This is a genomic window from Pseudomonas sp. DD1, from assembly GCF_044510355.1.
GTDB classification, from domain to species: Bacteria; Pseudomonadota; Gammaproteobacteria; order Pseudomonadales; family Pseudomonadaceae; genus Aquipseudomonas; species Aquipseudomonas shahriarae.
This window is the reverse complement of the sequence record NZ_MSAJ01000022.1, coordinates 306,976-327,166: the sequence shown is the minus strand read 5'-3', so window position 1 is coordinate 327,166 and position 20,191 is coordinate 306,976. Positions and strand designations below refer to the sequence as shown.

The following is a 20,191-nucleotide window of genomic DNA, read 5'->3' as shown; positions in this document are numbered from 1 at the left end:
GGATATTGACCTCAGATGGTCAAGGTCCAGTCGTAGTCCACGATCAACGGCGCATGTTGCGAGAAGCGCGGTTGACGCGGCAGACGTGCGCTGCGGACAAACCGGCGCAGGCCGGGGGTCAGCAACTGGTAGTCAAAACGCCAGCCCAGATTAAGCATCTCGGCCTGTTCGTTGTCCGGCCACCAGCTGTACTGGTCGCCTTCGCGGCTGACTTCTCGCAGGGCATCTACATACCCCATGTTGCCGACAATCTCGTCCATCCAGGCCCGTTCCGGCGCCAGGAAGCCCGGGGATTGCTGGCTGTCGCGCCAGTTCTTGATATCCAGCTTCTGTTGCGCCACGTACAGCGAGCCACAATAAATGTACTCGCGGCGTTTGCGTCGCTGTTTATCCAGATAACGGGCGAAATCGTCCATTAGCTTGAACTTCTGGTTCAAGTCTTCATCGCCGTTCATCCCCGAAGGGAGCAGCAAGGTAGCAATACTGACTTTGTCGAAATCGGCTTGCAGGTAGCGCCCGTAGCGATCGGCTGTCTCGAAGCCGAGGCCGCTGATGACCGCCTTGGGTTGCAACCGTGAGTACAGAGCCACGCCACCTTGGGCAGGGACTTCGGCATCACAGGCATAAAGGAAGTAGCCATCCAGTTGGAAGGCTGGGTCGTCCAGTTCAAAGGCGGAGGCGCGGGTGTCCTGCAGGCAGATGACGTCGGCATTCTGGGCTTGCAGCCAACTGAGCAAACCACGCTCGACTGCAGCCTGAATACCATTAACGTTCACACTGATGATCCGCATAAATGGCCCCAAAAATCGCGTGCGTGTATGATACACGCCGTCTACCTATTTAGCTAAATCCGTGGTATCTGAGGCTTTTTTCATGCAGGCGTATCAACGCGATTTCATTCGTTTTGCCATCGATCGCGGGGTTTTGCGCTTCGGTGAGTTCACCCTCAAGTCCGGGCGCACCAGCCCATACTTCTTCAATGCCGGCCTGTTCAACTCGGGTTCTGCCCTGGCGCAACTGGGGCGTTTCTACGCCGCCGCCATCGTTGAAAGCGGTATTGCCTTCGACGTGCTGTTTGGCCCGGCCTACAAAGGCATTCCGTTGGCCGCCGCGACCGCAGTGGCCCTGGCTGAACATCACGACCGCGATCTGCCGTGGTGTTTCAACCGCAAGGAAGCCAAGGCCCACGGTGAGGGCGGCAGCCTGGTCGGCGCGCCGCTGACCGGCGATGTGCTGATCATCGACGACGTGATCACTGCCGGTACCGCGATTCGTGAAGTGATGCAGATCATTGCGTCCCAGGACGGCGCCAAGGCTGCGGGCGTGCTGATCGCGTTGAACCGCCAGGAGCGCGGCAACGGTGAGTTGTCGGCGATCCAGGAAGTGGAACGTGACTTCGGGATTCCCGTGGTGAGCATCGTGTCGCTGAACCAGGTATTGCAGTTCCTGGAAGACGACCCGCAGCTCAAGCAGCATCTGCCGGCAGTGCGTGCGTACCGCGAGCAGTTTGGCGTCTGACACAGGGGATACCCACCCTGTTGCAGATTGGTCACAAAAAAGCCCCCGTTCAATCCAGTTGAACGGGGGCTTTTTGTTTCAGCGCTTACGGACGCTTGCGATTGCTGATCAGCGTACCCATGCCCGTATCAGTGAAGATCTCCAGCAGCACCGCATTGGGCACCCGGCCGTCGATGATCAGCGAGCTGCCTACGCCACCTTGCACCGCTTCCAGTGCGCAGCGGATCTTCGGCAGCATGCCGCCGTAGATAGTGCCGTCGGCGATCAGATCGTCGACTTGCTGGGTAGTCAGGCCGGTCAGAACCTTGCCTTCCTTGTCCATCAGGCCGGCGATATTGGTCAGCAGCATCAGCTTCTCGGCCTTGAGTGCCTCGGCCACCTTGCCCGCCACCAGGTCGGCGTTGATGTTGTAGGACTCGCCATTGGCCCCCACGCCAATCGGCGCGATCACCGGGATGAAGTCGCCCTTGACCAGCAGGTTGAGCAAATCGGTGTTGATGCCGATCACTTCGCCCACCTGGCCGATGTCGATGATTTCCGGCTGGGTCATCTCCGGAGTCTTGCGGGTCACGGTAAGTTTCTTCGCACGGATCAGCTCGGCGTCCTTGCCGGTCAGGCCGATGGCGCTGCCGCCGTGACGGTTGATCAGGTTGACGATGTCTTTGTTCACCTGGCCGCCCAGGACCATCTCCACCACGTCCATGGTCTGCGCATCGGTAACACGCATGCCGTCGATGAAATGACTCTCGATGGACAGGCGCTTGAGCAGGTCACCGATTTGCGGGCCGCCGCCGTGCACCACCACCGGGTTGATCCCGACGGCTTTCATCAGCACGATGTCACGGGCAAAGCCGGTTTTCAGCTCGTCGCTTTCCATGGCATTGCCGCCGTACTTGATCACCAGCGTCTTGCCGACGTAGCGTCGAATGTAAGGCAACGCTTCGGAAAGGACCTTGGCGGTATTGGCGGCGGCTTCGCGTTCGAGGGTCATTCAGGGCTCCGGGGCAAATAATCAGAACGGTAGTTGGAGATCAGGGGCAACACGTTTCAACTGGGCGTGGAACACGTCCTTGATGCGCTGCAACTCGGCCTCGGTATCCGCCTCGAAACGCAGGACCAGCACCGGAGTGGTGTTGGACGCGCGAACCAGGCCCCAGCCTTCGGCATAATCGACTCGCACACCATCAATGGTGGTCAGGTTGGCGCCTGCACCCCATTGCGCATCGTGCAATGCGTCAATGATGCTGAATTTGCTCTCTTCGGTCACATGGATATTGATTTCCGGCGTAGAAATATCGTTCGGGAAGGTCTCGAACAGGTCTTCGGCGCTGGATTTTTCCTTGCTGAGGATCTCCAGCAGGCGGGCGGCGCTGTAGATGCCGTCGTCAAAACCGAACCAGCGCTCCTTGAAGAACACATGGCCGCTCATTTCGCCGGCCAGCAGGGCGCCGGTTTCCTTCATTTTCTTTTTGATCAATGAGTGACCGGTCTTCCACATCAGTGGGCGGCCGCCGTATTCCTTGATCAACGGCGTCAGGCGCCGGGTGCATTTGACGTCGAAGATGATCTCGGCACCGGGGTTGCGCGCCACTACGTCGCGGGCGAACAGCATCAGCAGGCGGTCGGGGAACACGATGCTGCCGGTGTTGGTCACCACGCCTACGCGGTCGCCGTCGCCATCGAAGGCCAGGCCGACATCGGCGCCCACTTCTGCGACCTTGGCGATCAGGTCCACCAGATTTTCAGGCTTGCCCGGGTCCGGGTGATGGTTGGGGAAATTGCCGTCGACTTCGCAGAACAGCGGGATCACTTCGCAGTTCAAGGCTTCGAGCAGTTGCGGGGCGATCACGCCGGCCGCGCCGTTGCCGCAGTCCACCACGACTTTCAGGCGCCGCTCGAGCTTGACGTCACGGGTGATTTCGTCCGAGTAGCGCTGGAGGATATCGACCTTGGTGATGCTGCCCTTACCGCTGGTCAGGTCATTGGTCTTGAGGCGAGTGTGCAGGGCCTGGATCTGTTCGTTGGCCAGGGTATCGCCGGCAATCACGATCTTGAAGCCGTTGTAGTCCGATGGGTTGTGGCTGCCAGTGAGCATCACGCCGGATTTGCCGGCCAGCACGTTGGCGGCGTAGTACAGCGCCGGGGTCGGCACCAGGCCAACGTCGCTGACATGACAGCCGCTGTCGGCCAGGCCCTGGATCAGGCGCTCCACCAGCTCGGGGCCGGACAGGCGACCGTCACGTCCCACAGAGACGTTGGGCTCGCCCTGGGCCAGGCTTTGCGAGCCGATGGCGCGGCCGATCCAGTAGGCGGTTTCGGCGGTCAGGGTTTTCGGGACGACACCACGGATGTCGTAGGCGCGGAAAATGCTGTCGGGAAACGTCGGTGCGACTGGGGCTGCGTTGCTCATCACTGGGGAAACTCCATCGATACGGGGCGGACATGCCGGAATGTGGCGACCGGCAGGCTCAAACTGAAGGGTAAGACGGCGTTTTTGCCCTAGAGTTCGTGGTGCGAAAATGCCACTGGGGCATGTCGGACACAGAGTCCGGCATGCCTGAGCGTAGTCAGTGGCTACCGGAATGCCCGAAGCCACCCGCGCCACGCTGGGTTTCGTCGAACTCGGTGACCAGTTCGAAATGTGCCTGCACCACCGGCACCAGGACCAGTTGAGCAATGCGCTCGCCGACGGCGATGTTGAAGGCGGTCTGGCCACGGTTCCAGCACGAGACCATCAATTCGCCCTGGTAGTCCGAGTCGATCAAGCCCACCAGGTTGCCCAGCACGATCCCGTGTTTGTGACCCAGGCCGGAGCGCGGCAGGATCAAGGCGGCCAGGCCGGGGTCGCCGACGTAGATCGACAGGCCGGAGGGGATCAGCAGGGTCTGGCCCGGCTCAAGGACGGTGTCTTGCTTGAGCATGGCGCGCAGGTCCAGGCCGGCGGAGCCCGGTGTGGCGTAGGCCGGCAGTGGGAAGTCGGTGCCGAGGCGGGGGTCGAGGATCTTGGCTTGCAAAGCGTGCATGGACATTAAACCTGGTTCAGCCGTTGGGCGATAAAAGAGATCAGTTGGCGGGCAATCTTGCCCTTGCTGGTCTGGGCGAAAAGGGTGGCGTGCAGCTCGCGATCAATCACGCTGCAGGCGTTTTCCTCGCTGTTGAAGCCGATGCTCGGGTTGGCGACATCATTGGCAACGATCAGGTCGAGGTTTTTGTCTTTCAGTTTGCGTGCGGCGTAGTCCAGCAGGTTTTCGGTTTCGGCAGCGAAACCGACGCTGAACGGACGATCCGCGCGGGTGGCGATGGTGGCCAAAATGTCCGGGTTGCGCACCATTTGCAGGAGCAGGCCGTCGCCGCTTGTAGGGTCTTTCTTGAGTTTTTGTGGGGCAACCACTTCCGGGCGGTAGTCTGCGACCGCTGCCGACGCGATAAACACATCGCAGGGAATCGCCGCCTCACAGGCCGCGAGCATGTCGCGGGCGCTGACTACGTCGATGCGGGTGACCCGATCCGGGGTCGGCAGATGCACCGGGCCGGTGATCAGGGTCACGCGTGCGCCTGCCTCAACCGCCGCTTCTGCCAGGGCAAAGCCCATTTTCCCTGAGCTATGGTTGGTGATGTAGCGCACCGGGTCGATGTTTTCCTGGGTCGGGCCGGCGGTAATCAGTACGTGCTTACCGGTCAGGGCCAGATGCTGGAAGCACTCGGCGGCACACAGCGCCAGGTCCGTGGCTTCGAGCATGCGCCCCAGGCCGACGTCGCCACAGGCCTGGCTGCCGGAGGCCGGGCCGAAGACCTTGAGGCCACGGCTTTGCAGGAGTTGGGTGTTGGCCTGGGTGGCGGGGTCGCGCCACATGGCCTGGTTCATTGCCGGGGCAATGGCGACGGTGGCGTCGGTGGCCAGCACCAGCGTGGTCAGCAGGTCGTCGGCAATGCCTTGGGCGAGGCGCGCGATGAGGTCAGCGGTGGCGGGTGCGATCAGCACCAGGTCGGCCCATTTGGCCAGTTCGATATGGCCCATGGCGGCTTCGGCTGCCGGGTCCAGCAGGTCCAGGTGCACCGGGTGGCCGGACAGGGCCTGCATGGTCAGCGGGGTAATGAACTCACTGCCGCCACGGGTCATGACCACGCGCACTTCGGCGCCCTGGTCCAGGAGCCTGCGAACCAACTCTGCGCTCTTGTAGGCGGCAATACCGCCGCCGACGCCGAGAACGATGCGTTTCCGATACAGACGCTGCATTGGTTTGCCTTTCCAGTTCAGTGATGGCGTTGCGATCCCCCCTCCCCAGGTGAAATCGCGCGCAAAAAAGAGCGGCTAAGATAACACAGCGTCCGCCATGCAACAGCGGCGCACATGCACACGGAGGTGCCATGAGTATTCGCAATTGGCCTGCGGCGGAGCGCCCGCGGGAGAAGCTTTTGGAGTTGGGGGCGGCAAGTCTCTCGGATGCCGAGTTGCTGGCGATTTTCCTGCGTACCGGCGTCTCGGGTAAAAGCGCGGTGGACTTGGCGCGCCATCTGCTGGGGCAATTTGGCAGCCTGCGTTCGTTGCTGGAGGCCCGCCAAACCGTCTTCATCCAGCATCTGGGCCTGGGGCCGGCTAAGTTCGCCCAGTTGCAGGCGGTGCTGGAAATGGGCCGGCGCCATCTGGCCGAGCATGTACGCAATGAGTCGGTGCTGGAAAGCCCGGTTGCCGTGCGTGACTACCTCAAGGCGCTGCTGCGCCATGAGCCCCACGAAATATTCGGCTGCCTGTTTCTTGATTCAAGGCACCGGGTGCTGGGCTTCGAAGCGCTGTTCCAGGGCACCATAGACAATGCCATGGTGTACCCGCGACAGGTGGTCAAGCGCGCCCTGGACTACAACGCAGCGGCGTTGATCCTGTGCCACAACCACCCCTCCGGGAATGCGGAGCCCAGCATTGCTGATCGAAAACTGACCAAGCATCTGCAAAAGGCCCTCGATCTGGTGGATGTGCGGGTACTGGATCACATCATTATCGGCGACGGTGACCCGCTGTCGATGGCCGAATACGGTTGGCTGTAACGCAGTTGCTTGTAGGGGCCGGCTTGCCGGCTCCTACAACGGCCGGGTCAGGGCTTTACGCTGACCTTGGAGAAATCCTGGCGCCCAAACGGGCTGACCTGATACCCCTCGACATTTTTACGGGTCAGGGCAAAGGCCGTCGGATGAGCCAGTGGCAACCACAGCGCCTGCTGCTGGATCTGCGCCTGTGCCTGTTGATACAGCTTGCTGCGCACGCCTTGCTCATTGGTGGTCTTGCCGGCACTGATCAGCTTGTCCAGTGCCGGGTCGCAGTAACGGGCAAAGTTGGTGCCGGATTTTACCGCCGCGCAGGAAAACTGCGGGGTCAGGAAGTTATCCGGGTCGCCGTTGTCGCCGGCCCAGCCCATAAACAGCAGGTCGTGCTCGCCAGCCTTGGCGCGGCGGATCAGTTCGCCCCATTCGATCACGCGGATCTCGGCCTGGATGCCGACCTTGGCCAGGTCCGCCTGCAGCAGTTGTGCGCCCAGGCTTGGGTTGGGGTTGAGCAGGCTGCCCGAGGGCCGGGTCCAAAGGGTGGTCTTGAAGCCGTCACTCAGCCCGGCGCGGGCCAGCAGGGCCTTGGCCTTGGCGATGTCCTGTGGATAACCCGGCAATTCCTTGGCAAAACTCCAGGTATTGGGCGGGTAGGGGCCGGTGGCGGCTTCGGCGGTGCCTTCAAACACGGCCTTGAGGTAGCTGGCCTTGTCGAAGGCCAGGTTGATCGCCTGGCGCACTTCTGGCTTGTCCAACGGTGGGTGCTGGCTGTTGATGGCCACAAACGCGGTCATGAAGGCTGCAGTCTTTTCCACCTTGAGCGCCGCATCCTTTTGCGCCTCGCCGATATCCAGGGGCTTGGGTGACAAGGCGATCTGGCACTCATCCCGGCGCAGTTTCTGCAGGCGCACGTTGGCGTCCGGGGTGATGGCAAAGATCAAGTTATCCACAGCAGGCTTGCCGGCGAAGTAATCCGGATTGGCTTTGTAGCGAATCGCTGCATCTTTCTGGAAACGCCCGAAAACAAAGGGGCCGGTGCCGATGGGCTGGCTGTTGAGCTTTTCCGGGGTGCCGGCCTTGAGCAGCTTGTCGGCGTATTCGGCCGGGTAGATCGAGGCAAAGCCCATGCTCAGCGCGGCGAGGAACGTGGAGTCGGCGTGATCCAGGGTAAAGCGCACGGTCAGCGGATCCAGGGCGTCGATCTTTTTGATCAGCGCCGGCAGTTGCAAGGACTGGGCGTGGGGGAAGCCGCTCTGGGCGATCTGGTGCCAGGGATTGGCCGGGTCGAGCATGCGTTCGAAGCTGAAACGTACATCTTCGGCGGTAAGGCTGCGGCTTGGGCTGAAATACGCGGTGCGGTGGAATTTGACGCCCGGGTGCAATTTAAAGGTGTAGGTCAGGCCGTCCGGCGAGACTTCCCAGCTGTCGGCCAGGCTCGGCACCAGCTTGCCGCTCGTGGCGTCGTAGTCCACCAGGCGGTTCATCAGCACATCCGCCGAGGCGTTGGTGGTGGTCAGCGAGTTGTACTGCACCACATCGAACCCTTCGGGGCTGGCCTCGGTGCAGACGCTCAACGTGGAGGCCGCCTGGGCCAGCGGGGCGAGGAAGAGCGGGGCGAGTAGAAGTGGCAGGGCAGCGAGGCGCATGGTCGGTTTCCTTTGCAGATCGGAGGCCCATCTGCGAGTGCAGTCTGGAAAAGGCCTACCGTAGTGGCCTGATTCACAAATGACTAGCCCATTTTTGCCTGTGCATTTAGGACAAATACTGTTTTGATGGCGCTTCAGGTCATTTTGCCCGGGGCCTTGGCCTACAAGCAGCGGCGATAAATCATTCGGTGCGACGAGCGGTCCGGCGGCACGGCGGCCCACCCTGGCAGCGCTTGAGAGCTGCTCGGGCGAGATTTACAGCGGGAAAAACACACCGGCTGTTGTTGCGCTTGGGTCTTTCTGGTATAAAGCAGCGCTCTTTTCTAGGGGCCCGGTTCCTTCACTGTAGGTGTAGCCGGTAAGACCCTTAAAGAAACGCGGCGCCTGGCGCCAAATGACTGAGAGATTAAGCGGCCAACCCATGCCGGGTTGGGCATGTGGTTTTAGAGGGCTGAGGCATGTCGAGAGTCTGTCAAGTTACCGGTAAGGGTCCGGTGACTGGGAATAACATTTCCCACGCAAACAACAAAACCCGTCGTCGTTTCCTGCCAAACCTGCAGCATCACCGCTTCTGGGTTGAAGAAGAGAAACGTTTTGTCCGTCTGCGCGTATCTGCCAAAGGCATGCGCATCATCGACAAGCGTGGCATCACTGTCGTGCTCGCTGAACTGCGCCGCGACGGCAAAATCTAAGGAGCTAAATCATGCGTGAATTGATTCGAATGATCTCTAGCGCCGGTACTGGTCACTTCTACACTACCGACAAGAACAAGCGTACTACCCCGGACAAGCTCGAAAAGAAAATGTTCGACCCGCGCGTTCGCAAGCACGTGATCTACAAAGAAGGCAAAATCAAGTAATTGGTTTTCTTTCTTGTGAAAAAAACCCGCATCTCACGATGCGGGTTTTTTTTGCCTTTTGAAAAGTCGCGGTCGACCGATCAGGCTTTTTCTTCGAACACCACGTAGATCTTGCGGCACGGCTCCAGCACTTCCCAGGTGCCACTGAAGCCGGCCGGGATCACGAAGCGGTCACCGGCGCGCAAGGTCTTGGCGTTGCCTTCGGCATCGCGTAGCACCGAAACCCCCTGCACGATCTCGCAGTACTCGTGTTCGGTGTAGTTCACCGTCCATTGCCCGACTTCACCTTCCCATACCCCGGCGTTCATCTGGCCGCACGGGCTGTTGTAGTGGTTGAAGAGCGTCTGCTCGGGGTCGCCCTTGAGGATTTTTTCTGTGGCGGGGCGGTAGCGTTCGGCGGCGGTGTTCGCCTGGCTGAAATCGACGACATCCTGAATGTTCATGCACGTATCCCGTCTAGGCCTGGGGTTGGAGAGCCAAAGTCTATGTTTATTAAAATGAACATCGCAAGGGCGTTTGCGGCCGTTATGTCAAATATATTGAAACATCCCTTGCGGCTGGTTTAGGGTGGCGGGTGCCTCGGACCGAATAGCTGGCTGGCCGGGCAAGCATTTGGAAGGGAACGGTTATAACGCCGGGCCCTTATATTTAATAAGAGGAGGACACTCGCATGACCACCCTGACCCGTGCCGACTGGGAACAACGCGCCAAGGATCTGAAGATCGAAGGCCGCGCCTATATCAATGGCGAGTACACCGCCGCAGTTTCCGGCGACACGTTCGAATGCCTCAGCCCAGTCGATGGCCGCCTGCTGACCACGGTTGCCAGCTGTGACGTCGCCGACGCCCAGCGCGCCGTGGAAAACGCCCGCGCCACTTTCAACTCCGGCGCTTGGTCTCGCCTGGCCCCGGCCAAGCGCAAAGCCACCATGATCCGTTTCGCCGCGCTGCTCAAGGCCAACGCCGAAGAGCTGGCCCTGCTCGAAACCCTGGACATGGGCAAGCCCATCGGCGACTCCCTGGGCATCGACATCCCTGGCGCGGCGCAAGCCCTGAGCTGGAGTGGCGAGGCCATCGACAAGATTTACGACGAAGTCGCCGCCACCCCCCATGACCAACTGGGCCTGGTGACCCGCGAGCCCGTCGGCGTAGTGGCGGCCATCGTGCCGTGGAACTTCCCGCTGATGATGGCCTGCTGGAAGCTGGGGCCGGCGCTGTCCACCGGTAACTCGGTCGTGCTCAAGCCTTCGGAAAAATCGCCGCTGACCGCCATCCGCATCGCTGCCCTGGCCGTTGAAGCGGGTATCCCCAAGGGTGTGCTCAACGTGCTGCCGGGTTATGGCCACACTGTCGGCAAGGCCCTGGCGTTGCATATGGACGTCGATACCCTGGTGTTCACCGGTTCGACCAAGATCGCCAAGCAACTGATGATCTACTCCGGCGAATCGAACATGAAACGTGTCTGGCTGGAAGCTGGCGGCAAGAGCCCGAACATCGTGTTTGCCGATGCCCCGGACCTGCAAGCCGCTGCCGAATCCGCGGCTGGCGCCATTGCTTTCAACCAGGGCGAAGTCTGCACTGCCGGTTCGCGCCTGCTGGTGGAGCGTTCGATCAAGGACAAATTCCTGCCAATGGTGATCGAGGCCCTCAAGGGCTGGAAGCCGGGCAACCCGCTGGACCCGGCTACCAACGTCGGCGCGCTGGTGGATACCCAGCAGATGAACACCGTGCTTTCGTACATCGAAGCCGGGCACGCCGATGGCGCCAAGCTGGTGGCCGGTGGCAAGCGCACCCTGCAGGAAACTGGCGGTACCTACGTCGAACCGACGATTTTCGACGGCGTGACCAACGCCATGAAGATTGCCCAGGAAGAGATCTTTGGCCCCGTGCTATCGGTGCTGACGTTCGACAGCGCTGAAGAAGCCGTGGCGATTGCCAACGACACGCCTTATGGCCTGGCTGCTGCGGTCTGGACTTCGGATATCTCCAAGGCCCACTTGACCGCCAAGGCCCTGCGCGCCGGTAGCGTGTGGGTCAACCAGTACGATGGCGGCGACATGACTGCGCCATTTGGCGGGTTCAAGCAGTCGGGCAACGGTCGCGACAAGTCGCTGCACGCGTTCGACAAGTACACCGAGCTGAAGGCGACCTGGATCAAGCTGTAAACCCGGACTCCGGGCACCAGCTGCAGTAGATCCACATGTGGGAGCGGGCTTGCCCGCGATAGCGGTATATCAGTCACTCATGAGTTGGCTGGTACTCCCTCATCGCGAGCAAGCCCGCTCCCACAGTATTTTGCGTGATCTGGAAATAACTCACAGGAGCGTGGCAATGCGTTGGGCGACTTACTTCGCCGTCCTGGCCTCGGTACTCAGCGTCGGCCTCGCCTTGGGCGTGAGCATGCCGCTGGTGTCCCTGCGCCTGGAAAGCTGGGGCTATGGCAACTTTGCCATCGGCATCATGGCGGCGATGCCGGCGTTCGGTGTGTTGTTGGGCGCCAAGGTCTCCAGCCGCCTGGCCTCCTGGTTGGGCACGGCGAACCTGATGCGTCTGTGCCTGTGGGCCGGGGCGATTTCCATCGGTTTGCTGGCGGTACTGCCCAGCTATCCGGTGTGGCTGGTGCTGCGGTTGATGATCGGGGTGATCCTGACCATCGTGTTTATCCTCGGCGAAAGCTGGATCAATCAACTGGTGGTGGAGCAGTGGCGTGGCCGGCTGGTGGCGCTGTATGGCTGTACCTACGCCTTGAGCCAGCTGTCGGGGCCGTTGTTGCTCGGCGTACTGGGGACCGATCATGACTATGGCTTCTGGGTCGGCGTCGGCCTGCTGATCGTTGCGCCGTTCCTGCTGCTGGGGCGCAGCGGGGCGCCGACGGCGGAGGCCTTCAGCGTGACCTTTGGCGACTTGTGGGTTTTTTGCCGGGGCCTGCCGGCGATTGCCTGGGCGGTGGCGTTGTTTGCCGCGTTCGAGGCGATGATTCTGACGCTGCTGCCGGTGTATTGCCTGCAGCAGGGTTTTACCGCTGAGGTGGCGCTGGCGATGGTCAGCACCGTGGTGGTCGGCGATGCCTTGCTGCAATTGCCGATTGGCGCGCTGGCCGATTACCTGCCCAGGCGTACCCTGTTTTTGGGGTGCGCGGTGCTGTTGCTGTTATCGAGCCTGGCCATTGCGCCGCTGCTCGATACCTGGCTGATCTGGCCGATCTGGGTGCTGTTCGGTGCCAGCGCCGGGGGCTTGTTCACCTTGTCGTTGATCCTGATCGGCGAGCGCTACCGTGACGATGCGTTGGTGCGGGCCAATGCCCATATTGCGCAGTTGTGGGGGATTGGTTGCCTGATCGGCCCGCTGGCGGCGGGTGCGGGCAGCCAGTGGATCAGCGGGCATGCGTTGCCGTTGCTGATGGCGGCGGGGGCCTTGGGGCTGGTGATTCTGTTGTTACGCCAAGGGGCGTTTGGCACCGAGCAGCCGGCCTGACCTGGAAGTGCTCCCAGATTGGATTTTGGTGGTGCTTAGAGCATGCGCTCCAGGCCCACAGTGGTGGCAAACCAGGCATTGAAGCGGCGCCACCAACTGCCCGGCTCGCGGGTCAGGGTGTGCAACTGGCCGTTGTCTTCTGTCACCCATACCACCTGGCCATCCTGCAGCTTCGCCTCATAACTCAAGGCCGGCGCCATCCCTTGCAGGGCCAGGTTGCGTACGTGCTCGGCCAGCTCGGGGCTGTCCACCAGCACGCCAACCTCGGTGTTCCACAGCACCGAACGCGGGTCGAAATTGAATGAGCCGATAAACGACTTCTGCCGATCAAAGATCATCGCCTTGCTGTGCAGGCTGGAGTCCGAGCCATGCAGCGCGCGGCTGCCCAGCAGGTGCGGGCCACTGCCGCCGCCGTCGCCCGGTTGGCGGCGCAGTTCGTACAGTTTCACCCCGTGCTCCAACAGCGCCTTGCGATAGGGCGCATAGCCGCCATGCACTGCCGGTACGTCGGTGGCCTCCAGGGCGTTGGTCAGCAGACGCACGTCGACACCGGCGTCCGCGCGGCCGGTCAGGTACACCAGGCCCGGCTGACCGGGGACGAAGTAGGCCGAAATCATCATCAGTTCACTGTGCACGCTTTCCAGCTCCGGCCCCAGTTGGGTGGTGAGCAACAGTTGCGGGTCAGGATCGGCCTTGGCCAGCACCTTGCTCGGCGCATCCCACAGCGCCTGGTTCCATGCCCAGATCAGCTCCCGGCGCCAGATGTCCATGCGGGGCTGGGTCTGGTAGGTGCGCAGGCGGTTGTACAAGGCATGGTTTTGCTGGCGCGACTCGGCCAGGGAGTTCTCCAGAAGCCCGCGCGCCGTGGCCAGGTCGCGGGAGGACGGGGCGCTGGAGATGAAGTCGGCAATGGGTTTGCTCAGCGCACTGTTCCAGTACTGGTCAAAGCTGTGGCCCAGTTGCTCGGCCACGGGCCCGACGCTGAGCATGTCGATATCGGTGAAGTTCAGGTTGGGCTCGGCATCGAAATACTCATCCCCCAGGTTGCGCCCGCCGACAATCGCCACGCTGTTGTCCGCCAGCCACAGCTTGTTGTGCATGCGCCGGTGCTGCAGCGACAGGTTGAACAGCCGGCCCATGGCCCGTGTCACGCCGGTGCTGCGCCCCAGGTGCAAGGGGTTGAACAGGCGAATCTGGATCTGCGGGTGCGCGGCCAGGGTGGCGATGACCTGGTCCAGGCCGTCGCTGGTGGTGTCATCCAGGAGGATGCGCACCCGCACGCCACGGTCGGCCGCCGTGAGTAGCTCGGCCACCAGCATGCGCGTGCTGATGCCGTCATGGACGATGTAGTACTGCAAGTCGAGGCTGGTCTGGGCATTGCGGATCAATTCGGCGCGAGCCATGAACGCTTCGCTGCTGTTGGGCAGCAGGCGGAACCCGGAGCGGCCCTGGTAGGGCGCGGCCTGGGCCTGGATCGAGCGGCCAAAGGCGGACTGCGTCGCCGGCAGCGCCTCGCTGGCCACCCTGGGCACATCCAGGGTGGCGCAACCGCCCAGGCCCAGGAACCCCAGCAAAAAAAACGCTAACAGCCGTTGGCTCATCAAGGCGACAGGTTCCGAATCAGGGCGTTGGTGGGCATATGACGGTGATTGCTGGCAAAAGGTCAGTCCACCCGCTGTTCGGCTTCGGCGAGCATTTTGATCGCCGTTGCCCCGACCTTGCGCGCCGCCTCTTCAATCTGGGGGGTTGGCTTGGCAGCGTAGTTCATCCGCAGGCAGTTACGGTATTTGCCCGAGGCCGAGAAGATGCTGCCCACGGCAATCTGTACGCCTTGCTCGACCAGGGCCCGGTTGAGCTTGAGGGTGTCGAAACCTTCTGGCAGTTCCACCCACAACATAAAGCTGCCCTGGGGCCGGCTGGCGCGGGTCCCGGCGGGGAAATAGCGGCTGACCCAATCGAGCATCAGGTCGCGATTGCGCTGGTATTGGCTGCGCATCCGCCGCAAATGCGGCTCGAAGTGCCCGTTCTTGAGGAACTCGGCAATGGCGATCTGCGGCTGGGTGGCGGTGGAGCCGGTGCTGATGTATTTCATGTGCAGCACCCGCTCCAGATAGCGGCCCGGCGCTACCCAACCGATCCGCAGACCGGGGGCCAGGGTTTTGGAGAAGGAACTGCAGAGTAGGACGCGGCCATCTTCGTCGAAGGATTTGATGGTGCGTGGTCGCGGGTAGCTGTAGGCCAGCTCGCCATACACATCGTCTTCGATAATCGCCACGTCAAAGCGCTGGGCCAGGGTCAGCAGCGCCCGTTTGCGTGCCTCGGGCATGATGTAGCCCAGGGGGTTGTTGCAGTTGGGGGTCAACTGGATGACTTTGATCGGCCATTGCTCCAGGGCCAGTTCCAGGGCTTCCAGGCTGATGCCGGTGAGCGGGTCGGTGGGGATTTCCAGGGCTTTCATGCCCAGGCCCTTGAGGGTCTGCATGGCGCCGTGGAAGCTTGGCGAGTCGACGGCGACGATATCGCCGGGCTCGCAAATGGCACGGATGCTGGAGGACAGTGCCTCATGGCAGCCGGTGGTGATCACGATGTCCTGGGCGTCGAGTTGGCAGCCGGAATCCAATGACAGACGGGCTATTTGTTCACGCAGCTCCATACAGCCGTAGATATTGTCGTAGTACAGGCCTGGCAGATCCTGGCGGCGGCTGACCCGGGCTAGGCTGCGCAGCAGGGGTTTGATGGTCGGTGACAGGACATCCGGCATGCCACGGCCCATCTGTATGACATCTTTGCGCGGCACCGCGCGGATCAGTTCCAGCACCTGGTCCCACTGGGAAATCTCCACCGGGCGCTGGGCCGGCCGACCCACGGCAGGCAGCGCGGGCAGTTCGCGACCGACGGGCACGAAGTAGCCGGATTTCGGCTTTGGCGTCGCCAGGCCGTTGTCTTCGAGCATTCGGTAAGCCTGTTGCACGGTGCTCAGGCTGACCCCGTGTTCCACACTCAAGGCACGCACGGAGGGTAAGCGATCGCCGGGGCGATAGAAGCCCTGTTCGATACGGGTGCCCAGCAGTTCGGCGAGGTTGATGTAGAGGGTCATGGCGGTCGCTCCCAGGGGACCAGTACAGATGTGAGGAAAATACAGGATTCAGCCTGTGGTTGGGAGTATCTGTATGGATTTAATAAAAGTGGGTTGAATCTGTAATGGTTTTGCCGTGCCGTCCATTCTAGTCACTCATGGCAACAGGCAAATGAGGGGCAGGACAATGAGTGGCTTGAGCGATGTGCGGCTGGCATTACACAGTCAGGAACTGGAAGCAGGGCAGGAGCGCGGGCTGACCGGGCTGGCGCCGGGTAATCCGAGCCGTTGGGAACTGTTCTGGCGCCGTCGCCACACGCGCCAGGCCTTGCTGGACCTGACCCCGGAGCAACTGCGCGATATCGGCTTGAGTACTGAACAAGCGCGCCGGGAAGGCTTGAAGCCGTTCTGGCGCGGTTGAGTCAGAGCAGTTCTTTCAGGCGGTGCCAGAGCATGCCCAGGGCCAGCAGCGGTGAGCGCAAGTGCTTGCCGCCAGGGAAGGTGATGTGTGGCACCTGGGCAAACAGATCGAAGCGCCCACTCTGCTGGCCGCTGATGGCTTCGGCCAACAGTTTGCCGGCCAGGTGGGTGGCGTTCAGGCCATGGCCGGCGTAGGCCTGGGCAAAGTACACATTGGGCTGGTCGGCCAGCCGGCCAATCTGCGGCAGGCGGTTGGCGCCGATGCCGATCATGCCGCCCCATTGATAGTCGATCTTCGCTTCGGCCAATTGCGGGAAGACCTTGAGCATCTTCGGCCGCATATAGGCGCCAATGTCCTGGGGATCGCGTCCGGAATAGTGGCAAGCACCGCCAAACAGCAGGCGCCGGTCGGCCGACAAGCGGAAGTAGTCCACCGTGACCCGCTGATCACACACCGCCATGTTTTGCGGCAGTAACTCGGCGGCCTGGGTTGGGCTCAAGGGTTCGGTGGCAATGATGTAGCTGCCGGCGGGCAGCACCTTGCCGCTCAGGTGAGGGTTGAGGCCATTGAGGTAGGCATTGCAGCCCAGCACCAGGGTCTTGGCGCGCACACTGCCGTGGGCGGTGTGGACTTTGACTTCAGGGCCGTAGTCGATGCGCAGGGCTTCGGACTGCTCGAACAGCCTCACGCCCAGTTGCTGCGCGGCGCCCGCTTCGCCAAGGGCCAGGTTCAGCGGGTGCAGGTGGCCGGAGCCCATGTCGATCATGCCGCCCACGTAACGGTCGGAGCCGATCACGCTGCGCATCTCCCCGGCTTGCAGCAGGCGCAGTTCGTGGCGATAGCCCAAGTCGTGCAGCTCTTCGGCGTCGGCGGCCAGGCCCTGCAAGTCGCGGGGCTTGTTGGCCAGGTCGCAGTAGCCCCAGGTCAGGTCGCAATCAATCCGGAAGCGCTCGACCCGCTGGCGCACGATTTCCACGGCTTCCAGGCCCATCAGCTTCATCTGCCGCACGCCTTCGCTGCCGACCACATTGGCAAACTGATCGAGCCCATGGCCGACGCCGCGAATCAACTGCCCACCGTTGCGCCCGCTGGCGCCCCAGGCGATCTTGCGTGCCTCCAGCAGCACCACGCTAAAGCCCCGTTCAGCCAGCTCCAGCGCGGTGTTCAGCCCGGAAAACCCGCCGCCGACCACGCACACATCGGCGACCACTTCGCCCGCCAGTGCCGGGTAATCGGGTTGCGCCAGGCTGCTGGCGGCGTAGTAGGAAGCGGTGTGCCGGGCGCTGGCGGTCATGGGGAGCATCCGTGTTTGGAAAATTTGACGCAGGATACAGCGGTCGGGTGAAGCTGTCTCACTCGGGGCTTTTAGGGCAAAATCCACGCCTATTCGCCGTTCGGTATGGGTTTCAATGAGTTGCAACAGCCAGAAAGTCAACGCGCTGCGCCGGCAGATCCCCTCGTTCGAGTGTGTGCCGGGTTGCCATGATTGCTGTGGGCCGGTGACTACATCCACCGAGGAAATGTCGCGCCTGCCGCGCAAGACTGCGGCCGAGCAGGAAGCGGCCATGGATGAGCTGAACTGTGTGCACCTGGGGCCCAACGGTTGCACGGTGTACGACGAGCGCCCGTTGATCTGTAGGTTGTTTGGTACCACGCCCAGCCTGCCATGCCCCAACAATCGAGGCCCGGTGGAGCTGATTCACCCGCGGGTGGAGAAGCAGATTCACGAGTACATGGCGACGACGCGGCAGGTGCTGGTCTGACAGATGTACCCGGTCAAAAGGTGGGAGCTGGCTTGCCTGCGATGACGGTGTAGCGCCCACAGGGTCAATCCGGGATCGGCAGGTTCAGGCTCTCCTTCACCTCTTCCATCACGATATAGCTCTTGGACTCGCGCACATGGGGCAGCTTGAGCAGGATATCGCCCAGCAGTTTGCGGTACGACGCCATCTCGGAAATCCGCGCCTTCACCAGATAGTCGAAATCCCCTGAGACCAGGTGGCACTCCAGTACATGGGGCAGTTTCAGCACGGCACGTCGGAATTCTTCGAAGGTATCGCCGGATTTGTAGTCGAGGCTGATCTCGACAAACACCAGCAGGCTACCCTTCAAGTGCTGCGGATTGAGGCGGGCGTTGTAGCCCATGATGATCCCCTCGCGCTCCAGGCGCCGGACCCGTTCGGTGCACGGCGTGGTCGACAGTCCTACCTTCTCCCCTAGCTCGGTAAACGAAATCCGCCCGTCGGCCTGCAGGATGCGCAGGATGTTGCGGTCGATCTTGTCCAGCTCCCGCTTGGTCTGGGTATTGGTCCGCATAGGGGATGCTCCTCCGTGAAAAGGGTTTTTGCCGAGAATTGTCGCCAAATATAGGCACTTATATAGTGAAATGCACTGGTCATTGCTTTTTATACTGCTCACATCTTTGTGCCGAACAACAAACGTCAGCGGTCAAGCCGTGATGAGGATATAAAAATGCGGGTTTTGGTCTTGGGTAGCGGTGTCATTGGTGTGGCCAGTGCCTACTATTTGGCGCGTGCCGGTTTTGAGGTGGTCGTGGTCGACCGCCAGCCGGCCGTTGCAATGGAGACCAGCTTCGCCAACGCCGGCCAGGTCTCGCCCGGCTATGCATCGCCGTGGGCCGCGCCAGGTGTGCCGCTCAAGGCCATCAAGTGGCTGCTGCAGCGGCATGCGCCGCTGGCGATCAAGGCCACCGCCGATATCGACCAATACCTGTGGATGGCGCAGATGCTGCGCAACTGCACGGCCAACCGTTATGCCGTGAACAAAGAACGCATGGTGCGCCTGTCCGAGTACAGCCGCGACTGCCTCGATGAGCTGCGCGCCGAAACCGGCATTGCCTACGAAGGGCGCAGCCTGGGGACTACGCAATTGTTCCGCACCCAGGCGCAACTGGATGGCGCGGCCAAGGATATCGCCGTGCTGAAAGAGTCCGGCGTGCCGTTCGAGCTGCTTGACCGCGCCGGCATTGCCCGCGTCGAGCCGGCCCTGGCCAGTGTCACGGATATCCTCGCCGGTGCCTTGCGCCTGCCCAATGACCAGACCGGCGACTGCCAGATGTTCACCACCCGCCTGGCCGACATGTGCAAGCAGTTGGGGGTGGAATTCCGTTTTGAGCAGGACATTCAACGCCTGGACCACGCCGGTGATCGCATCAACGGCGTGTGGATCGACGGCAAGCTGGAAACCGCCGACCGCTACGTGCTGGCCCTGGGCAGTTACTCGCCGCAGTTGCTCAAGCCGCTGGGGATCAAGGCGCCGGTGTATCCGCTCAAGGGTTACTCCCTGACCGTGCCGATCACCAACCCGGCGATGGCCCCGACTTCGACTATTCTCGACGAAACCTACAAGGTTGCGATCACCCGTTTCGACAACCGCATCCGCGTCGGTGGCATGGCTGAAATAGCCGGTTTTGACCTGTCGCTGAACCCGCGTCGGCGCGAAACCCTGGAGATGATCGTCAACGACCTTTATCCTCAGGGCGGTGATTTGAGCGAAGCGACGTTCTGGACCGGCCTGCGCCCGACCACCCCGGACGGTACGCCGATCGTCGGCGCCACGCCTTTCAAAAACCTGTTCTTGAACACTGGCCACGGCACCCTCGGCTGGACCATGGCCTGTGGCTCTGGTCGCCTGCTGGCGGACCTGATGGCGAAGAAAACCCCGCAGATCAGTGCCGCTGGCCTTGATATTTCCCGTTACGGCAACCCTCAGGAGTCCACAAAACATGTCAATCCAGCGCCAGCTCACCAATGAGCGCATGAGCCAGATCGTTGTCCACAGCGGTACCGTGTATCTGGCAGGGCAAGTCGGCGACGACATGAGTGCCGGAATTGAACAGCAGACCCGTGAAACCCTGGCCAATATCGAGCGTTTGCTGGATCTGGCCGGTACCGATAAAACCAAGTTGCTGTCGGTGACGATCTACCTCAAAGACATCGACGCCGACTTTGCCGGCATGAACGCGGTTTGGGACAAGTGGCTGCCAAAAGGCGTGGCCCCGGCCCGTGCCACGGTCGAGTCGAAACTGTGTGAGCCAGAAATCCTGGTCGAGCTGTCTGTCGTGGCCGCTCTGCCTTAAACGATCACTCTTGCGGTGCCGGCGCTATTGGCCGGTACCGGTTTTTTCTTCCCACCGCCGCC

Annotated in this window: 20 protein-coding genes and 1 pseudogene; 10 read left to right on the top strand and 11 right to left on the bottom strand. The window is 61.7% G+C overall.

Annotation, left to right across the window (positions count from 1 at the left end):
- Window positions 1-11 precede the first annotated feature (11 nt).
- The gene (locus PSFL_RS14835) at window positions 12-791 is read right to left on the bottom strand and encodes an exodeoxyribonuclease III (RefSeq protein WP_029289816.1); all 780 of its coding nucleotides are present in this window, start codon (window positions 789-791) and stop codon (window positions 12-14) included.
- Between the two features lie 82 nt (window positions 792-873).
- On the opposite strand from PSFL_RS14835, the gene pyrE reads away from it, so the two are divergent.
- Complete coding sequence (gene pyrE / locus PSFL_RS14830; RefSeq protein ID WP_057444213.1) at window positions 874-1,518, top strand: orotate phosphoribosyltransferase; 645 nt, start codon at window positions 874-876, stop codon at window positions 1,516-1,518.
- A gap of 85 nt (window positions 1,519-1,603) precedes the next feature.
- Here the strand turns inward: pyrE and argB are convergent, their stop codons facing one another.
- From argB to coaBC, 4 genes and pseudogenes are all read right to left on the bottom strand, one after another.
- The gene (gene argB / locus PSFL_RS14825) at window positions 1,604-2,509 is read right to left on the bottom strand and encodes an acetylglutamate kinase (RefSeq protein ID WP_029289812.1); all 906 of its coding nucleotides are present in this window, start codon (window positions 2,507-2,509) and stop codon (window positions 1,604-1,606) included.
- A 21-nt stretch (window positions 2,510-2,530) separates the two neighbouring features.
- Window positions 2,531-3,937: pseudogene (locus PSFL_RS14820) on the bottom strand (phosphomannomutase/phosphoglucomutase); the annotation flags it as partial.
- Between the two features lie 148 nt (window positions 3,938-4,085).
- The gene (gene dut, locus PSFL_RS14815) at window positions 4,086-4,541 is read right to left on the bottom strand and encodes a dUTP diphosphatase (protein WP_057440620.1); all 456 of its coding nucleotides are present in this window, start codon (window positions 4,539-4,541) and stop codon (window positions 4,086-4,088) included.
- 5 nt (window positions 4,542-4,546) lie between these two features.
- Window positions 4,547-5,755: a bifunctional phosphopantothenoylcysteine decarboxylase/phosphopantothenate--cysteine ligase CoaBC gene (coaBC, locus tag PSFL_RS14810; RefSeq protein ID WP_029289805.1), complete on the bottom strand. Its 1,209-nt coding sequence runs from the start codon at window positions 5,753-5,755 to the stop codon at window positions 4,547-4,549.
- Window positions 5,756-5,886: 131 nt separating this feature from the next.
- Between coaBC and radC the strand changes: the two genes are divergently transcribed.
- The gene (gene radC / locus PSFL_RS14805) at window positions 5,887-6,561 is read left to right on the top strand and encodes a DNA repair protein RadC (protein ID WP_057960999.1); all 675 of its coding nucleotides are present in this window, start codon (window positions 5,887-5,889) and stop codon (window positions 6,559-6,561) included.
- A gap of 47 nt (window positions 6,562-6,608) precedes the next feature.
- Here the strand turns inward: radC and PSFL_RS14800 are convergent, their stop codons facing one another.
- The gene (locus PSFL_RS14800; protein ID WP_143110461.1) at window positions 6,609-8,201 is read right to left on the bottom strand and encodes an ABC transporter substrate-binding protein; all 1,593 of its coding nucleotides are present in this window, start codon (window positions 8,199-8,201) and stop codon (window positions 6,609-6,611) included.
- Between the two features lie 458 nt (window positions 8,202-8,659).
- Here PSFL_RS14800 and rpmB point away from each other — a divergent pair, with 458 nt between their 5' ends.
- On the top strand, window positions 8,660-8,893 hold the full coding sequence (gene rpmB, locus PSFL_RS14795; protein ID WP_007920377.1) for a 50S ribosomal protein L28: 234 nt from the start codon (window positions 8,660-8,662) through the stop codon (window positions 8,891-8,893).
- 11 nt (window positions 8,894-8,904) lie between these two features.
- Window positions 8,905-9,060: a 50S ribosomal protein L33 gene (rpmG, locus tag PSFL_RS14790; protein WP_003176906.1), complete on the top strand. Its 156-nt coding sequence runs from the start codon at window positions 8,905-8,907 to the stop codon at window positions 9,058-9,060.
- A gap of 80 nt (window positions 9,061-9,140) precedes the next feature.
- Here rpmG and PSFL_RS14785 read toward each other — a convergent pair whose 3' ends face one another.
- The gene (locus PSFL_RS14785) at window positions 9,141-9,503 is read right to left on the bottom strand and encodes a cupin domain-containing protein (RefSeq protein WP_057440505.1); all 363 of its coding nucleotides are present in this window, start codon (window positions 9,501-9,503) and stop codon (window positions 9,141-9,143) included.
- 227 nt (window positions 9,504-9,730) lie between these two features.
- On the opposite strand from PSFL_RS14785, the gene PSFL_RS14780 reads away from it, so the two are divergent.
- Complete coding sequence (locus PSFL_RS14780) at window positions 9,731-11,224, top strand: aldehyde dehydrogenase (RefSeq protein WP_057440504.1); 1,494 nt, start codon at window positions 9,731-9,733, stop codon at window positions 11,222-11,224.
- Window positions 11,225-11,390: 166 nt separating this feature from the next.
- Window positions 11,391-12,533 (top strand): MFS transporter, encoded by a 1,143-nt coding sequence (locus PSFL_RS14775; protein ID WP_170059916.1) that lies wholly within the window; start codon window positions 11,391-11,393, stop codon window positions 12,531-12,533.
- Between the two features lie 35 nt (window positions 12,534-12,568).
- On the opposite strand, the gene PSFL_RS14770 is transcribed toward PSFL_RS14775, so the two are convergent.
- Window positions 12,569-14,134 (bottom strand): phospholipase D family protein, encoded by a 1,566-nt coding sequence (locus tag PSFL_RS14770; RefSeq protein WP_115129278.1) that lies wholly within the window; start codon window positions 14,132-14,134, stop codon window positions 12,569-12,571.
- 62 nt (window positions 14,135-14,196) lie between these two features.
- Entirely contained in the window at window positions 14,197-15,630 is a 1,434-nt protein-coding gene (locus PSFL_RS14765) for a PLP-dependent aminotransferase family protein (protein ID WP_057440502.1), read from the bottom strand.
- Window positions 15,631-15,796: 166 nt separating this feature from the next.
- Here PSFL_RS14765 and PSFL_RS14760 point away from each other — a divergent pair, with 166 nt between their 5' ends.
- Window positions 15,797-16,030, top strand: a complete 234-nt coding sequence (locus PSFL_RS14760) for a DUF1127 domain-containing protein (protein WP_115129276.1) — start codon at window positions 15,797-15,799, stop codon at window positions 16,028-16,030.
- Window position 16,031: 1 nt separating this feature from the next.
- Here the strand turns inward: PSFL_RS14760 and PSFL_RS14755 are convergent, their stop codons facing one another.
- The gene (locus PSFL_RS14755) at window positions 16,032-17,324 is read right to left on the bottom strand and encodes an FAD-binding oxidoreductase (protein WP_057440501.1); all 1,293 of its coding nucleotides are present in this window, start codon (window positions 17,322-17,324) and stop codon (window positions 16,032-16,034) included.
- 115 nt (window positions 17,325-17,439) lie between these two features.
- On the opposite strand from PSFL_RS14755, the gene PSFL_RS14750 reads away from it, so the two are divergent.
- Window positions 17,440-17,793, top strand: coding sequence for a YkgJ family cysteine cluster protein (locus PSFL_RS14750; RefSeq protein ID WP_029289779.1), 354 nt, complete (start codon window positions 17,440-17,442; stop codon window positions 17,791-17,793).
- 64 nt (window positions 17,794-17,857) lie between these two features.
- On the opposite strand, the gene PSFL_RS14745 is transcribed toward PSFL_RS14750, so the two are convergent.
- Window positions 17,858-18,346: an Lrp/AsnC ligand binding domain-containing protein gene (locus tag PSFL_RS14745; RefSeq protein WP_003206849.1), complete on the bottom strand. Its 489-nt coding sequence runs from the start codon at window positions 18,344-18,346 to the stop codon at window positions 17,858-17,860.
- Window positions 18,347-18,502: 156 nt separating this feature from the next.
- On the opposite strand from PSFL_RS14745, the gene dadA reads away from it, so the two are divergent.
- Both dadA and PSFL_RS14735 read left to right on the top strand, forming a co-directional pair.
- Window positions 18,503-19,804, top strand: coding sequence for a D-amino acid dehydrogenase (gene dadA, locus PSFL_RS14740; RefSeq protein ID WP_029289774.1), 1,302 nt, complete (start codon window positions 18,503-18,505; stop codon window positions 19,802-19,804).
- Window positions 19,776-20,129 carry a RidA family protein gene (locus tag PSFL_RS14735; RefSeq protein ID WP_032856829.1) on the top strand — a complete coding sequence of 118 codons (354 nt, stop codon included), beginning with the start codon at window positions 19,776-19,778 and terminating at the stop codon, window positions 20,127-20,129. Before dadA ends, PSFL_RS14735 begins: the two co-directional genes overlap by 29 nt.
- Window positions 20,130-20,191 lie beyond the last annotated feature (62 nt).

Coding starts and splice junctions, on each gene's coding strand:
- PSFL_RS14800 (WP_143110461.1), bottom strand. CDS start 8,201: ATGCGCCTCGCTGCCCTGCCACTTCTACTCGCCCCGCTCTTCCTCGCC.
- PSFL_RS14735 (WP_032856829.1), top strand. CDS start 19,776: ATGTCAATCCAGCGCCAGCTCACCAATGAGCGCATGAGCCAGATCGTT.
- argB (WP_029289812.1), bottom strand. CDS start 2,509: ATGACCCTCGAACGCGAAGCCGCCGCCAATACCGCCAAGGTCCTTTCC.
- PSFL_RS14755 (WP_057440501.1), bottom strand. CDS start 17,324: ATGACCGCCAGCGCCCGGCACACCGCTTCCTACTACGCCGCCAGCAGC.
- rpmG (WP_003176906.1), top strand. CDS start 8,905: ATGCGTGAATTGATTCGAATGATCTCTAGCGCCGGTACTGGTCACTTC.
- PSFL_RS14835 (WP_029289816.1), bottom strand. CDS start 791: ATGCGGATCATCAGTGTGAACGTTAATGGTATTCAGGCTGCAGTCGAG.
- pyrE (WP_057444213.1), top strand. CDS start 874: ATGCAGGCGTATCAACGCGATTTCATTCGTTTTGCCATCGATCGCGGG.
- dut (WP_057440620.1), bottom strand. CDS start 4,541: ATGCACGCTTTGCAAGCCAAGATCCTCGACCCCCGCCTCGGCACCGAC.
- dadA (WP_029289774.1), top strand. CDS start 18,503: ATGCGGGTTTTGGTCTTGGGTAGCGGTGTCATTGGTGTGGCCAGTGCC.
- PSFL_RS14745 (WP_003206849.1), bottom strand. CDS start 18,346: ATGCGGACCAATACCCAGACCAAGCGGGAGCTGGACAAGATCGACCGC.
- PSFL_RS14785 (WP_057440505.1), bottom strand. CDS start 9,503: ATGAACATTCAGGATGTCGTCGATTTCAGCCAGGCGAACACCGCCGCC.
- PSFL_RS14750 (WP_029289779.1), top strand. CDS start 17,440: ATGAGTTGCAACAGCCAGAAAGTCAACGCGCTGCGCCGGCAGATCCCC.
- rpmB (WP_007920377.1), top strand. CDS start 8,660: ATGTCGAGAGTCTGTCAAGTTACCGGTAAGGGTCCGGTGACTGGGAAT.
- PSFL_RS14780 (WP_057440504.1), top strand. CDS start 9,731: ATGACCACCCTGACCCGTGCCGACTGGGAACAACGCGCCAAGGATCTG.
- PSFL_RS14765 (WP_057440502.1), bottom strand. CDS start 15,630: ATGACCCTCTACATCAACCTCGCCGAACTGCTGGGCACCCGTATCGAA.
- PSFL_RS14760 (WP_115129276.1), top strand. CDS start 15,797: ATGAGTGGCTTGAGCGATGTGCGGCTGGCATTACACAGTCAGGAACTG.
- PSFL_RS14775 (WP_170059916.1), top strand. CDS start 11,391: ATGCGTTGGGCGACTTACTTCGCCGTCCTGGCCTCGGTACTCAGCGTC.
- coaBC (WP_029289805.1), bottom strand. CDS start 5,755: ATGCAGCGTCTGTATCGGAAACGCATCGTTCTCGGCGTCGGCGGCGGT.
- PSFL_RS14770 (WP_115129278.1), bottom strand. CDS start 14,134: ATGAGCCAACGGCTGTTAGCGTTTTTTTTGCTGGGGTTCCTGGGCCTG.
- radC (WP_057960999.1), top strand. CDS start 5,887: ATGAGTATTCGCAATTGGCCTGCGGCGGAGCGCCCGCGGGAGAAGCTT.